Origin of the sequence: Burkholderia diffusa, assembly GCF_902499115.1 — a bacterium.
Classification (GTDB): Bacteria; Pseudomonadota; Gammaproteobacteria; order Burkholderiales; family Burkholderiaceae; genus Burkholderia; species Burkholderia diffusa.
On the sequence record NZ_CABVPN010000014.1, the window covers coordinates 1 to 13,585 of the forward strand.

Sequence of the window (13,585 nt, forward strand, 5' to 3'; positions counted from 1 at the left end):
CATCTCAGCGCAGCGTTTACAACCATTCCTTCCCCAAAACAAAAATGCCGTTCAGTCGCTTAACTGAACGGCATTACGGCTCGCGCCGGGCTTTTTGGTTGGCAAGCAGCCGCCGTCAGGCGCTCACTCGAGCGCGCCCGAACCGAAGATCTCGGTATTGACGCGCTCCGGCGCGACGCCGAGCGCGACCAGCGCGTCGCGCTGCGCCTTCATGAACGCGATCGGGCCGCAGACGTAGTAGTCGGCATCCGGCACCAGCGCGTATTGCTTCACGCGTTCCGGCGTCAAGCGCCCCTCGAGGTCGTGATCGACGCGGACCCGGTCGTTCGGGCCGACCAGCTCGTACAGCACCGTGCGCTTCACGTTCGCATGTTCGCGCACCGTATCGTTCAGCCAGTCGCGGAACGCATGCACCGCGCCCGACCGGCACGCGTGAACGAACCGCACCTCGCGCGTGCTGCCTTCGCCGACCAGCGTCGATGCCATCGACACCATCGGCGTCAGGCCGACGCCGCCGGAGATCAGCACGACCGGCGTATCGACGCCGCGCTTCAGCGAAAATTCACCCATCGGCGCGGTCACTTCGACGATCGCGCCCTCCTCAACGCCGTCATGCATCAGCGTCGATACCTTGCCGGGCGGGATCGCTTCCGGCTGGCCGGCCTCGCGCTTCACCGAGATGCGCAGCCACTTGCCGTGCGGTGCGTCGGACAGGCTGTACTGGCGCGGCTGGTCGACGCCGAGGTCGCCGACGAAACGCTTCACCGTGACGTACTGGCCCGGCGCGAAGGTCGGCGCCTCACCGCCGTCGGCAGGCGTCAGGTAGAACGACGTGATCTCGTCGCTTTCACGCACCTTGCGGGCGACCTTGAACGGACGGAAGCCGCTCCACGCGGCGCCCGCGTACAGGTCGGCCTCGGCGCCGATCAGGATCTGCGCGAGCTGGCCGTACGCGACACGCCATGCCTCGAGCGTCTCCGCGTCGACCGCGTCGCCGAGCACTTCAACGATCGACGCGAGCAGATTCTCGCCGACGATCGGGTAATGCTCGGGACGGATGTTCAGGCTCGCGTGCTTGTGCGCTATGTGCGACACCGCCCCGCCGAGCGCGCCGAGGTTGTCGATGTTCGCCGCATACGCATAGACCGCCTTCGCGAGCGTTTCCGGCTGGCTGCCGGTCTTCTGGTGCGTCTGGTTGAACAGGTTCTTCAGTTCCGGATGGCGCGCGAACATGCGCTGGTAGAAGTGCTTCGTGATCGTCGCACCGTGCACGGCGAGGACAGGGGCAGTGGCCTTCACACGAGCCATCTGGTCAGCGGTGATGTGGGTCATGTTCGATTTCTCCGTTAAACATGCACATACGATACATCTTTAAAAATCGACGCCCCTCGGGCAAATTGTCGCAGCGCGCAAAAACGCTACCGGGCGTCAGCGGACGCGCCCGCGCTCCCACAGCACGTCCGAGCCGCCACCCGCGCGGTTCAGCACGCGCGCCAGCACGAACAGCAGGTCCGACAGCCGGTTCACGTAACGCCGCGGCGCATCATTGAGCGTGTCGTTCCGCCCGAGCGCGACGATCGAGCGCTCCGCGCGGCGGCACACCGTCCGGCATACGTGCGCGAGCGACGCCGCGCGCGAGCCGGCCGGCAGGATGAATTCCTTCAGCGGCGGCAGCGTCGCGTTGTAGTCGGCGAGCCACCGGTCGAGGCGCGCGAGGTGCGTGTCGTCGAGTACCGCGTGGCCGGGAATGCACAGCTCGCCGCCGAGATCGAACAGGTCGTGCTGGATCGTGACGAGCGCGGTGCGCACGTCGTCCGGCAGCGGCTCGGCAAGCAGCACGCCGAGGTTCGAGTTCAGTTCGTCGACGTCGCCGATCGCGGCGATCCGCGCGTCGTCCTTGCCGATGCGCCGTCCGTCGCCGAGACCCGTGGTGCCGTCGTCGCCCGTGCGCGTCGCGATCTTGCTCAAGCGGTTGCCCATGCGAATCTCCTCTCGTGCGCGGCCGCGATGCGGCCCGGTTGCCTAGGAACGCGATTATCGCAGCCCGCGGCGGCGGGCGCAGCGGGCGTTACAGCGTAGAATGGGCCGAAAGTTTGACAAGCAGTCGTCAGGAGACATTCGTGAATCACCCTGCCCCGCCGGCCACCGCGCGCCGCCCGCTGCCCTCCGCCATGCTCGATGCGCTGCGCGCCGCCTTCGGCGAGCGCGTCTCGACCGCCGACGCCGTCCGCGCCCATCACGGCCGCGACGAATCGCCGTTCGATCCGCAACTGCCCGATGCCGTCGTATTCGCCCACAACGCCGATGAAGTTCGCGAAGTCGTCTCACTGTGCGCGCTCTACGGCGTACCGCTGATCCCGTACGGCGCCGGCTCGTCGCTCGAAGGTCACCTCCTCGCCGTGCGCGGCGGCGTCTCGCTCGACCTGTCGGAAATGAACCGGGTGCTGTCGATCAACGCGGAAGACCTGACCGTCACGGTCGAGCCGGGCATCACGCGCAAGGCGCTCAACGAAGCGCTGCGCGACACCGGCCTGTTCTTCCCGATCGATCCGGGCGCCGACGCCAGCATCGGCGGCATGACCGCGACCCGCGCATCGGGCACCAACGCCGTGCGCTATGGAACCATGCGCGAGAACGTGCTCGGCCTGACCGCCGTGCTCGCCGACGGCCGTGTCGTGAAGACGGGCTCGCGCGCGCGCAAGTCGTCGGCCGGCTACGACCTCACGCGCCTGTTCGTCGGCTCCGAAGGCACGCTCGGCGTGATCACGGAGATCACGCTACGCCTGCATCCGCTGCCCGAGGCCGTGTCGGCCGCGATCTGCACGTTCCCGTCGATGGGCGACGCGGTGCGCACCGTGATCGAGACGATCCAGATCGGCGTGCCGATCGCACGCGTCGAGTTCGTCGATGCGCTCGCGGTACGCTCGATCAACCGCCACTCGAACCTGACGCTCGCCGAAGCGCCGACGCTGTTCTTCGAATTCCACGGCACCGAAGCCGGCGTGAAGGAGCAGGCCGAGCTCGTGCAGACGCTTGCGGGCCAGAACAATGGCCAGGGCTTCGAATGGGCGACCCGCCCCGAGGATCGCACGCGGCTCTGGGCCGCGCGCCACAACGCGTATTTTGCGATGCTGCAGCTCAAACCCGGCTGCCGCGCGGTGACGACCGACGTGTGCGTGCCGATCTCGCAACTCGCCGCGTGCGTCGAGGAAACCGAAGTCGACCTGCGCGCATCGTCGCTGCCCTGCCCGATCGTCGGCCACGTCGGCGACGGCAATTTCCACGTCGCGATCCTGATCGATCCCGACAAGCCCGAGGAAATCGACGAAGCCGAACGCATCAACGACCGGATCGTCGAACGCGCGCTGCGCCTCGGCGGCACCTGCACCGGCGAGCACGGCGTCGGCCTGCACAAGATGCGCTTCCTGCCGAAGGAGCACGGCGACAACGCGATCGACGCGATGCGCGCGATCAAGCTCGCGCTCGATCCGCGCAACCTGATGAATCCCGGCAAGATCTTCACGTGCTGACACGGCGGCGCGCTGCCGCGCCGCCCGCTGGAGACCCCATGAACGCTTCCGTCGAACTGTCGAGCGCAACCCGCGCGCAACGCCAGCGCGAAGTCGTGCAGGCGCTGATGGCCGTGCTGCCGACGCATTGCCTGCTGTTCCGCGACGAAGATACGGCGCCATACGAATGCGACGGCCTGTCCGCGTACCGCCGGCTGCCGCTCGCGGTCGCGCTACCCGAAACCGAATCGCAGGTGCAGCGGATCGTGCAGATCTGCCGCCGCATGGAAGTGCCGATCGTGCCGCGCGGCGCGGGCACGAGCCTGTCCGGCGGCGCGCTGCCGATCGTCAACGGCGTCGTGCTGTCGCTCGCGCGCTTCACGCGCATCGTCGAGGTCGACCCGTACGCGCGCACCGCCACCGTGCAGCCCGGCGTGCGCAACCTCGCGATTTCGGAAGCGGCCGCGCCGTACGGGCTGTACTACGCACCCGATCCTTCGTCGCAGATCGCCTGCACGATCGGCGGCAACGTGGCGGAGAATTCCGGCGGCGTCCACTGCCTGAAATACGGGCTGACGGTGCACAACGTGATGCGCGTGCGCGCGGTCACGATCGACGGCGAGATCGTCGAATTCGGCTCACTCGGCCTCGACACGCCGGGCCTCGACCTGCTCGCGGTGATGATCGGCAGCGAAGGGATGTTCGCGATCGTCACCGAGGTCACGGTGAAGCTGATCCCGAAACCGCAGACCGCGCAGCTCGTGATGGCGAGCTTCGACGATGTCGTGAAGGGCGGCGAGGCGGTCGCCGCGATCATCGCGTCGGGCATCATCCCGGCCGGGCTGGAGATGATGGACAAGCCGGCCACGCAGGCCGTCGAGGCGTTCACGCACGCGGGTTACGACCTCGACGCGAAGGCGATCCTGCTGTGCGAATCGGACGGCACGCCCGAGGAAGTCGCGGAGGAAATCGTCCGCATGACGGCCGTGCTGCGCGAGCATGGCGCGACGCGAATCCAGGTGTCGCGCAACGAAAGCGAGCGGCTGCGTTTCTGGTCCGGCCGCAAGAACGCGTTTCCTGCCGCGGGACGCATTTCCGCCGACTATTACTGCATGGACGGCACCGTGCCGCGCCGTGCGATCGGCCCCTTGCTCGCGCGCATCGAGCAACTCGAAACACGCTACGGGCTGCGCTGCATCAACGTGTTCCATGCCGGCGACGGCAACATGCATCCGCTGATCCTCTACAACGCGAACGATCCGGACGAGCTGCACCGCGCCGAGCAGTTCGGCGCGGAAATCCTCGAATGCTGCGTGGAATTCGGCGGCAGCGTGACGGGCGAGCACGGCGTCGGCATCGAAAAGCTCAATTCGATGTGCGTACAGTTCTCGCCGCAGGAGCGCGATGCGTTCTTCGCGGTCAAGCGCGCATTCGATCCGGCCGGGCTGCTCAACCCCGACAAGGGCATCCCGACCCGCGCGCGTTGCGCCGAGTACGGCCGCCAGCACGTCCGTGGGGGGCTGCTGCCGCACCCCGACCTGCCGCGCTTCTGAGCGCCGCGCAGTCACGCAGTCGCGCGGCCCGTGCCGGCCGTGCGCGTGGCGGCTGCATGCCTTCGTCATACGGGGCTTAGGGATAGTCGCGATGTGGATTCGCGCCACCCCGGTACAATCGACCGGACAACAACGAGGCAGCAACAGAACATGGAAGAGGACGACATCGTCGCCGGATGGGCCGAGCGCATCCGTGCCGCCAGTGCCGACGGCCGGTCGCTGCGGATTCGCGGCGGCGGCACCAAGGACTGGTACGGCCAGGCGCTGGACGGCGAAATACTCGACACGCGCTCGTTTCAGGGCATCGTGTCGTACGATCCGGCCGAGCTCGTCGTCACGGTCCGCGCGGGCACGCCGCTCGCGCAGCTTGAAACCGTCCTCGCCGAGTGCGGCCAGATGCTGCCGTTCGAGCCGCCGCATTTCGGCCGCGCGGCCACCGTCGGCGGCTGCATCGCGGCGGGCCTCGCGGGCCCGCGCCGCGCGACCTGCGGCGCGCCACGCGATTTCGTGCTCGGCGTCACGCTGATGAACGGGCGCGGCGAAGTGCTGCGCTTCGGCGGGCAGGTCGTGAAGAACGTCGCCGGCTACGACGTGTCGCGGCTGATGGCCGGCTCGCTCGGCACGCTCGGGCTGATGCTCGACCTGTCGATCAAGGTGCTGCCGGTGCCGGTCGCCGAAGTCACGCTGAAGTTCGAGGTGACCGCGACCGACGCGGTGCGCAAGCTCAACGAATGGGGCGGCCATCCGCTGCCGGTCAGCGCGAGCGCTTGGCGCAACGGCACGCTGGTCCTGCGGCTGTCGGGCGCCGAGGCCGCCGTGAAATCGGCGAAGACGCTGCTCGGCGGCGAAGTCGTCGACGCGGTCGAGGCCGAGCGATTCTGGGCCGGCCTGCGCGAGCACACCGATCCGTTCTTCAACGGCATTCCGCCCGGCTATGCGCTGTGGCGCCTCGCGCTGCCGTCGATCACCGAACCGATGCACCTGCCCGGCACCCAGTTGATGGAATGGGGCGGTGCGCAGCGCTGGTGGATCACCGATGCCGACGCGCAGACGGTGCGCATGAGCGCGAAGCAGGCCGGCGGCCATGCGACGCTGTTCCGCGCGGGCGATTCCTACGACCGCAGCGCGGGCGTGTTCACGCCGCTGCCCGCGCCGCTGATGAAGATTCACCGCGGGCTGAAGACGGCGTTCGATCCCGCGCGCATCTTCAACCGCGGCCGGCTCTACCCCGACCTCTGAGGGCTCGATGCAAACGAACCTCGCCGATTTCATCCGCAATACGCCCGACGGCGACGAGGCCGACGCGATCCTGCGCAAGTGCGTGCATTGCGGCTTCTGCACCGCGACGTGCCCGACCTATCAGCTGCTCGGCGACGAACTCGATGGCCCGCGCGGCCGCATCTACCTGATCAAGCAGATGGTCGAAGGCGCGCCCGTCACGCGCAGCACGCAGCAGCACCTCGACCGCTGCCTCACCTGCCGCAGCTGCGAGACGACCTGCCCGTCGGGTGTCCAGTACGGCCGGCTCGTCGAGATCGGCCGCAAGCACGTCGAAGCGCAAGTGCAGCGCCCCGTGCAGCAGCGGCTCGTGCGTCGCTTGCTCGCGAGTCTCGTGCCGAACGCGACGCTGTTCTCGCCGATCATGCGGCTCGGCCAGCACGTGCGGCCGCTCTTGCCGAAACGGCTGCGCGACAAGGTGCCGCCGCGCACGCGACTGCTCGAATGGCCGCAGCGCACGCATCCGCGCAAGATGCTGATGCTCGCCGGCTGCGTGCAGCCGTCGATGCTGCCGAACATCAACATCGCGACCGCGCGCGTGCTCGACGCGCTCGGTGTCGAGACGATCGTCGCGCCCGACGCGGGCTGCTGCGGCGCGATCCGCCTGCACCTGAACTATCACGACGAAGCGCTCGACGACGCGCGCCGCAACATCGACGCGTGGTGGCCGTACGTCGCGCAAGGCGCCGAGGCGATCGTGATGAATGCATCGGGCTGCGGCGCGACGGTGCTCGAATACGCGCACCTGCTGCGCGACGATCCGGCCTATGCGGAGAAGGCGCAGCACATCGTCGCGCTGACGCGCGACATCTCCGACGTGCTGCTCGCGTTCGAGGCCGAGATCTCGACGCTCGCGCGACGCCGCGCGATCCATACCGTCGCGTATCACCCGCCGTGCACGTTGCAGCACGGCCAGCAGTCGCGCGGCAAGGTCGAGCGCCTGCTCGAGACGCTCGGCATCGACGTACGGCTGCCGGCCGACAGCCATCTGTGCTGCGGGTCGGCCGGCACCTATTCGCTGACGCAGCCGTCGCTGTCGTACCGGCTGCGCAAGCAGAAGCTGCAGAAGCTGCAGGCGCTCGAGCCGCAGATGATCGTGTCCGGCAACGTCGGCTGCATCGCGCACCTGCAAAGCGGCACGCAGATTCCCGTCGCGCACTGGATCCAGCTCGTCGAGCATCTGCTGTACGGCTAGCACGGCGCCTGCGGCGGCGTCCGTATAATGGGTGATTCGAAGCGGCGCGTGCCGTGCCGCATTCGTCACCGTACTCGCTGCCGTACTCGTTCCCCGTGCCTGCTTCCGTGCCCGTCATGTCCGACTTCGCCGCCCGTCTCGACTCCGTTCACCGCCGCATCGCCGACGCCGCCCGCGCGGCCGGCCGCGATCCCGCCACCGTCTCGCTGCTCGCCGTGTCGAAGACTTTTCCCGCCGACGACGTCCGCACCGCGCATGCGGCCGGACAACGCGCGTTCGGCGAGAACTACGTGCAGGAATCGATCGACAAGATCGACGCGCTCGCCGACCTGCGCGCGGACCTCGAATGGCATTTCATCGGGCCGCTGCAATCGAACAAGACGCGCCCGGTCGCCGAACGGTTCGACTGGGTCCATTCGGTCGACCGGCTGAAGATCGCGCAGCGCCTCGCCGAACAACGCCCCGCGCACCTGCCGCCGCTCAACGTGTGCGTGCAGGTGAACATCAGCGGCGAGGCGTCCAAGAGCGGCGTCGCGCCGGCCGACGTGGCCGAGCTCGCGCGCGCGATCGCCGCGCTGCCGGCGCTGCGGCTGCGCGGCCTGATGGCGATTCCCGAACCGGCTGGCGATATCGACGCGCAACGCGTGCCGCATCGCGCGCTGCGCGCGCTGTTCGACGCATTGCGCGCCGAGGGCCTGCCGCTCGACACGTTGTCGATGGGCATGTCCGCCGATCTCGAAGCCGCGGTGCTCGAAGGCGCGACGATCGTGCGCGTCGGCACCGCGATCTTCGGCGCGCGCGACTATTCGCACTGAGCGCTGCGCTTTTCCGCCTTTCCGTTCAATCACCTGCTCAATCTGACATCATGAAAATCGCATTCATCGGCGGCGGCAACATGGCCGCGGCCCTCATCGGCGGCCTGATCAAGCGCGGCGTCGCCGCCGACGGCCTGTATGCCATCGACGTCAACGAGGACGCCCGCGCGCGCGCGGCGCAGCAGTTCGGCATCCGCACCGGCGCGGCCATCGACGCGACGCTCGCGGACTACGACGCGATCGTGCTCGCGGTGAAACCGCAGGCGCTGAAGGACGTCGCGCAAGCGCTCGCGCCGCATTTGAAATCGCAGCTCGTGATCAGCATTGCGGCAGGCATCCGCGGCACCGACCTCGCCCGTTGGCTCGGCGACTACGCGCGCGTCGTGCGCACGATGCCGAACACGCCCGCGCTGGTCGGCATGGGCGTGACGGGTCTCGCCGCGCTGCCGGGCGTCGACGCGGCCGGTCGCGAGCTCGCGTCGAACGTGCTCGGCGCGGTCGGCGAGATCGTGTGGTTCGACGACGAAGCGCAGCTCGATGCGGTCACGGCAATCTCGGGCAGCGGCCCGGCCTACGTGTTCTACTTCATCGAGGCGCTGCAGGAAGCCGCGCGCCGCCTCGGCATGAACGACGAACAGGGCCGCGCGCTTGCGGTCGCGACGTTCGCGGGCGCCGCGCAACTCGCCGCGCAATCGGGCGAGCCGGCAAGCGTGCTGCGCGAGCGCGTGACGTCGAAGGGCGGCACGACGGCCGCCGCGCTCGCGTCGTTCGACGCGCAGGGCGTGAAGGATGCGATCGTGCGCGGCGCGCTCGCAGCCGAGGCACGCGCGAAGGAAATGGGCGACGAGCTCGGCCGCGCGTAAGCGCGGCGACCGCCGCCGGGCTTACGGCGCCGGCAACAAAAAAAGCGGCCTCGGCCGCTTTTTTTTGCTGGCATCGCGCATCGGCGCGCGGCCCCTTCAGTTGCCGGCCGCACCCGCCAGCAGGTAATGCGCGGCGATTCCCGCGAACAGCACGCCGCCGAGCCAGTTGTTGTGCCGGAACGCCGCGAAGCACGGCATCCGCTCGCGCCCCTTGATCAGCGTGTAGTGATACAGCGCGCAGCCGACCGCAGCCGCCCAGCCGGCCCAGTATGCGAGGCCGAAGCCGAGCGTCACGCCGATCCATACGTAGATGCCGAGCGTCACCGCATAGCATGCCATCACGGCCGCGACGTCGAAGCGGCCGAACGTCAGCGCGGACGTGCGAATCCCGATCTTGATGTCGTCGTCGCGATCGACCATCGCGTATTCGGTGTCGTACGCGACCGACCAGAAGATGTTCGCGATCAGCATCACCCACGCGAGCATCGGCACCGTGTCCTGCACGGCCGCGAAGGCCATCGGGATGCCAAAGCCGAACGCGATGCCGAGATACGCCTGCGGAATCGCGAAGAATCGCTTCATGAACGGATACGAACCGGCGACGAACAATGCGACGACCGACAACTCCTTCGTCAGCGTGTTGAGCGGCAGGATCAGGAGAAACGCGATGAACGACAGCACCACCGCGATCGCGATGGCTTCCCATGCGCGGATCTTGCCCGACGTCAGCGGCCGATCGGCCGTGCGCTTCACATGACGGTCGAAATCGCGGTCGGCATAGTCGTTCATCGCGCAGCCGGCCGAGCGCATCAGTAGCGTGCCGAGTGCGAAGATCACGAGCAGCGGCCAGCGCGGATGGCCGTCCGATGCGATCCACAGTGCGTTGAGCGTCGGCCAGAGCAGCAGCAGGCTGCCGATCGGCTTGTCCATCCGGACGAGCCGCAGATACAGGGGAAAGCGGGCAAGCATGGCGAAGCACCGGGAAGATAATCCCGGCATTTTAGAGCGGAGGCACGGTTCGCGTCATGTCGGGATGGCCCGCGGCCGGGTGGCGCGGCCCGCGCGTCGGCCGCTCCGGCCCGCTGCAAGCGGCCGGGGCAGTCCCGCCGCCAATCCAGGGACAGATGTGCGGCGGACATGCACCGGCGGGCAGGCGGAATTCAATCCGATGCAGGCAACCTGGCCCGGTTTGAGGTCGGACTGCCCGCCGATACCGGCCGCATCGAACTTACGCGAGCAGCGACCGCAGCATCCACGCGGTCTTTTCATGCGTCTGCAGGCGCTGCGTCAGCAGGTCGGCGGTCGGCTCGTCGCTCGCCGCATCGGCGATCGGGAAGATTTCGCGCGCGGTGCGCACGACCGTCTCGTGCCCTTCTACGAGCTGACGGATCATCTCTTCCGCCCCCGGCACCCCGTTCGCTTCCGGCACCGACGACAGCTTCGCGAAATCCGCGAACGTGCCCGGCGCGACGACGCCGAGCGTGCGAATGCGCTCGGCGATCGAGTCGACCGCGAGCCACAGTTCGTTGTACTGCGCTTCGAACATCAGGTGCAGCGTGTTGAACATCGGACCCGTGACGTTCCAGTGGAAATTGTGGGTCTTCAGGTACAGCGAAAACGTATCGGCAAGCAGGCGCGACAGGCCATCCGCGATTTTCCTGCGGTCCTTGTCGCTGATGCCGATGTTGATCTGCGTGGCGTTGCCTTTCCTGGCCATCTTCGGAACTCCTCATTCGAAATGTTGAACCGGAGAAAATGCGTCGAGCAATCCGCATGCCGCGTTGCACGGCACCCGTTCGGGACTCGCCGCGCTCAGCCGCCAGCGCTCGACACGAGCGGCGCGAGCGCGTGCAGCGCCTGCGCGGCCAGCTCGGCCGCACCGCCGACGACGATCGCGAAACCGACGATACGCCGCGCCCACTCGGCCGGCGTGAACGCGGTGCGCATGTTCAGCATCATTTGCGTCATGGTCGTCACTCCTTCGACAAGATCCTGGAAGAAAAAACGGCCGGTCGTGCGACCGGCCGTTTCACGTTACAGCGTGACTGCGTTACCGCATCGCGACATTCACGCGAGGTCGAAACGGTCGAGGTTCATCACCTTGTTCCAGGCCGCGACGAAATCGCGCACGAACTTCTCGTTCGCGTCCGCGCTGCCGTACACCTCGGCCAGCGCACGCAACTGCGAGTGCGAACCGAAGATCAGGTCGACGCGCGTACCCGTCCACTTGACCTGGCCCGTCGCCCGATCGCGCCCTTCGAACACGTCGTTAGCGGCCGACACCGGCTTCCACTCCGTGCCCATGTCGAGCAGGTTCACGAAGAAGTCGTTGGTCAGCGAGCCCGGACGATCGGTGAACACGCCGTGCCTTGCGTCACCGACGTTCGCGCCGAGCACACGCAGGCCGCCGACGAGCACCGTCAGCTCCGGCCCGCTCAGCGTCAGCAGCTGGGCCTTGTCGACCAGCAGCGCCTCCGCCGGCGTCTTGTACGCGCTCTTCAGGTAGTTGCGGAAACCGTCCGCAACCGGCTCGAGCACGGCCATCGCTTCGATATCGGTCTGCTCCTGCGACGCGTCCATCCGGCCCGGCGCGAACGGCACCGTCACGGCCACGCCCGCATTCTTCGCGGCCTGTTCGACGCCGGCCGCACCGGCCAGCACGATCAGGTCGGCGAGCGACACCTTCTTGCCGCCCGTCTGCGCATCGTTGAACGCCTTCTGCACGCCTTCGAGCGTTTCGAGCACCTTCGCAAGCTGCGCGGGCTGGTTGACTTCCCAGTCCTTCTGCGGCGCGAGGCGGATGCGCGCACCGTTCGCGCCGCCGCGCTTGTCCGAACCGCGGAACGTCGATGCGGACGCCCATGCGGTCGACACGAGCTGCGACACGCTCAGCCCCGTCGCGAGGATCTTCGCCTTCAGCGCGGCAACATCGGCAGCGTCGATCAACGCGTGGTCGACGGCCGGAATCGGGTCCTGCCACAGCAGTTGCTCGGCCGGCACTTCCGGGCCGAGATAGCGCGCACGCGGGCCCATGTCGCGGTGCGTGAGCTTGAACCAGGCGCGCGCGAACGCGTCGGCGAACTCGGCCGGGTTCTCGTAGAAGCGGCGCGAGATCTTCTCGTAGGCGGGGTCGAAACGCAGCGACAGGTCGGTCGTCAGCATCGTCGGGCGATGCTTTTTCGCCGGATCGAACGCATCCGGAATCACCTCGTCGGCGCCCTTCGCGACCCACTGATGCGCGCCGGCCGGGCTCTTCGTCAATTCCCATTCGTAGCTGAACAGGTGCTTGAAGAAATCGTTGCTCCACTTCGTCGGTGTCGACGTCCACGTCACTTCGAGGCCGCTCGTGATCGCGTCACGGCCCTTGCCCGATGCGTACGTGCTCTTCCAGCCGAGACCCTGCTGCTCGATGCCCGCCGCTTCCGGTTCCGGACCGACGTTCGATGCGGGGCCCGCGCCGTGCGTCTTGCCGAACGTATGGCCGCCGGCGATCAGCGCGACCGTTTCTTCGTCGTTCATCGCCATCCGCGCGAACGTCTCGCGGATATCGCGTGCCGCCGCGACCGGGTCGGGGTTGCCGTCCGGGCCTTCCGGGTTCACGTAGATGAGGCCCATCTGCACAGCCGCGAGCGGATTCTCGAGGTCACGGTCGCCCGAGTAACGGCTGTTCGGGCCGCCGCTCAGTTCCAGCCAGATCTTTTCCGAACCCCAGTAGACGTCGTCCGGCTCCCACGTGTCGACGCGGCCGCCGGCGAAGCCGAAGGTCTTGAAGCCCATCGATTCGAGCGCGACGTTACCGGTCAGGATCATCAGGTCGGCCCACGAGATGTTGCGGCCGTATTTCTGCTTGATCGGCCACAGCAGCCGGCGCGCCTTGTCGAGGTTGCCGTTGTCCGGCCAGCTGTTCAGCGGGGCGAAGCGCTGTTGCCCGCCGCCCGCGCCGCCGCGGCCGTCGGCGGTCCGGTACGTGCCGGCGCTATGCCAGGCCATCCGGATGAACAGGCCGCCGTAGTGACCGAAGTCGGCCGGCCACCAGTCCTGCGAAGTCGTCATCAGCGCCTGCAGGTCGCGCTTCACCGCCGCGAGGTCGAGCTTCTTGAACGCTTCCGCGTAGTCGAAATCCTTGTCCATCGGATCGGACAGCGCCGAGTGCCGATGCAGGATGTTGAGATTGAGCTGGTTCGGCCACCAGTCCTTGTTCGACGTGCCGCCGGCCGCCGTATGGTTGAACGGACATTTCGATTCGGTCGACATGCTTTTTTCTCCTTTACTTGCTCGTAAGCCCCCACTTGCCGGGCGCGGTTCGTGGAGCATTGCAGGGGGATGAAACGGAACAGGTTGGTCCTGTCGTGCTACGGGGTGTCAGGCGGAG

At 67.7% G+C, this 13,585-nt stretch carries 12 protein-coding genes; 6 read left to right on the plus strand and 6 right to left on the minus strand.

Annotation, left to right across the window (positions count from 1 at the left end; translation table 11 throughout):
* Positions 1 to 123: 123 nt before the first annotated feature.
* Together hmpA and BTE28158_RS15565 are read right to left on the minus strand one after the other, a co-directional pair.
* Entirely contained in the window at positions 124 to 1,365 is a 1,242-nt protein-coding gene (hmpA, locus tag BTE28158_RS15560) for an NO-inducible flavohemoprotein (protein ID WP_477021228.1), read from the minus strand.
* A gap of 63 nt (positions 1,366 to 1,428) precedes the next feature.
* A complete protein-coding gene (locus BTE28158_RS15565) occupies positions 1,429 to 1,980 on the minus strand; it encodes a cob(I)yrinic acid a,c-diamide adenosyltransferase (protein ID WP_124902664.1) in 552 nt (183 codons plus the stop codon).
* Between the two features lie 140 nt (positions 1,981 to 2,120).
* Here BTE28158_RS15565 and BTE28158_RS15570 point away from each other — a divergent pair, with 140 nt between their 5' ends.
* From BTE28158_RS15570 to proC, 6 genes are all read left to right on the plus strand, one after another.
* Positions 2,121 to 3,530 (plus strand): FAD-binding oxidoreductase, encoded by a 1,410-nt coding sequence (locus tag BTE28158_RS15570; protein ID WP_124624927.1) that lies wholly within the window; start codon positions 2,121 to 2,123, stop codon positions 3,528 to 3,530.
* Between the two features lie 38 nt (positions 3,531 to 3,568).
* Positions 3,569 to 5,062 (plus strand): FAD-linked oxidase C-terminal domain-containing protein, encoded by a 1,494-nt coding sequence (locus BTE28158_RS15575; RefSeq protein WP_151050825.1) that lies wholly within the window; start codon positions 3,569 to 3,571, stop codon positions 5,060 to 5,062.
* A gap of 150 nt (positions 5,063 to 5,212) precedes the next feature.
* The gene (gene glcE, locus BTE28158_RS15580; protein ID WP_059608287.1) at positions 5,213 to 6,301 is read left to right on the plus strand and encodes a glycolate oxidase subunit GlcE; all 1,089 of its coding nucleotides are present in this window, start codon (positions 5,213 to 5,215) and stop codon (positions 6,299 to 6,301) included.
* Positions 6,302 to 6,308: 7 nt separating this feature from the next.
* Complete coding sequence (glcF, locus tag BTE28158_RS15585) at positions 6,309 to 7,535, plus strand: glycolate oxidase subunit GlcF (protein WP_059608286.1); 1,227 nt, start codon at positions 6,309 to 6,311, stop codon at positions 7,533 to 7,535.
* Between the two features lie 116 nt (positions 7,536 to 7,651).
* Positions 7,652 to 8,350 (plus strand): YggS family pyridoxal phosphate-dependent enzyme, encoded by a 699-nt coding sequence (locus BTE28158_RS15590; protein WP_124624919.1) that lies wholly within the window; start codon positions 7,652 to 7,654, stop codon positions 8,348 to 8,350.
* 50 nt (positions 8,351 to 8,400) lie between these two features.
* Entirely contained in the window at positions 8,401 to 9,213 is an 813-nt protein-coding gene (proC, locus tag BTE28158_RS15595) for a pyrroline-5-carboxylate reductase (protein ID WP_151050823.1), read from the plus strand.
* Between the two features lie 96 nt (positions 9,214 to 9,309).
* Here proC and ubiA read toward each other — a convergent pair whose 3' ends face one another.
* From ubiA to katG, 4 genes are all read right to left on the minus strand, one after another.
* Complete coding sequence (gene ubiA, locus BTE28158_RS15600; RefSeq protein ID WP_059608284.1) at positions 9,310 to 10,182, minus strand: 4-hydroxybenzoate octaprenyltransferase; 873 nt, start codon at positions 10,180 to 10,182, stop codon at positions 9,310 to 9,312.
* Between the two features lie 259 nt (positions 10,183 to 10,441).
* On the minus strand, positions 10,442 to 10,930 hold the full coding sequence (locus BTE28158_RS15605; protein ID WP_059608283.1) for a Dps family protein: 489 nt from the start codon (positions 10,928 to 10,930) through the stop codon (positions 10,442 to 10,444).
* Between the two features lie 95 nt (positions 10,931 to 11,025).
* Positions 11,026 to 11,181 (minus strand): hypothetical protein, encoded by a 156-nt coding sequence (locus BTE28158_RS15610; protein ID WP_170296459.1) that lies wholly within the window; start codon positions 11,179 to 11,181, stop codon positions 11,026 to 11,028.
* Positions 11,182 to 11,280: 99 nt separating this feature from the next.
* Positions 11,281 to 13,467 carry a catalase/peroxidase HPI gene (gene katG, locus BTE28158_RS15615; RefSeq protein ID WP_124902674.1) on the minus strand — a complete coding sequence of 729 codons (2,187 nt, stop codon included), beginning with the start codon at positions 13,465 to 13,467 and terminating at the stop codon, positions 11,281 to 11,283.
* Positions 13,468 to 13,585: the final 118 nt, after the last annotated feature.